This is a genomic window from Mycobacterium sp. (assembly GCF_008709575.1).
In the GTDB taxonomy this organism is placed as follows: domain Bacteria; phylum Actinomycetota; class Actinomycetes; order Mycobacteriales; family Mycobacteriaceae; genus Mycobacterium.
This window is the reverse complement of record NZ_VYIK01000095.1, coordinates 1-807: the sequence shown is the minus strand read 5'-3', so window position 1 is coordinate 807 and position 807 is coordinate 1. Positions and strand designations below refer to the sequence as shown.

Here is an 807-nt window from a genome sequence, read left to right as displayed (position 1 = left end):
ATGACGGATGCACGGGCCGTCAGCGGGTGTGTCATGGTTTCTCCGCGATCATCAGGGTGTATCCGATGCGGCCGGCTTTGACCGCTTCGGTCGCCAGCCGCGTATATACCTGCACGGTATCGGGTTCAATACCGTTGTCGGTGAGGATTTGTGGCGCTGTGATGCGCAGCGCGGTGATCCGGGCGTCGATGCGTTCGATCATCTTCAGCAGGGCGTCGTCGTGGGCCTGCGTGTGTCGTACGTGCAGTCCTGCGCTGGCGAGGATGCCGGTGTAGTCGGCGACCGAGCGGGCATCGGCGATGCAGGCGACCCACGCGGCCAGTGTGGTCAGCTCGGCCGGCAGGCCGGCGTCGGTGATGGTGACATCGGTGATGCCGGCCAAGCCGCCCGGACGCAGGATGCGCGCGAACTGGCGGGCCGCGGCGCATTTATCGGGGAACGTGCACAGCGAACATTCGCAGACCAGCGCGTCGAATGCGTTGTCGGGCAGCGGGAGGTGTTCAGCGTCGCCGTGCTGGACGTGCACCCGCTGGTCCAGCCCGGCCGCCGCGACGGCGGCTCGGGCGTGCTCGACGTTGATCTGGCTGAGGTCGACCCCGTCGACGGTGAGCGCCGGGTGTTCGTCGGCCAGCAGGCGGGCGGTGGCGCCGCGCCCGCAGGCGACGTCGGCCACCCGGCGCGCACCGGAGCCCAGTCCGAGCGCCGCGGCCAGTGTGCGGGTCAACGCCGCGCCGCCGGGATGATAGGACTCGCCGAGCAGCAACGCCGCGGCGTCGCTGGAATAGGCGGCGGCGCAACAGGCTTTGA

Annotated in this window: 1 protein-coding gene; it reads right to left on the bottom strand. The window is 69.5% G+C overall.

Translation table 11 applies throughout. The features are described 5' to 3' along the window. Positions 1-31 precede the first annotated feature (31 nt). On the bottom strand, positions 32-807 hold a 776-nt coding region (locus F6Q13_RS16260; protein ID WP_293058723.1), incomplete at its 5' end, for a class I SAM-dependent methyltransferase.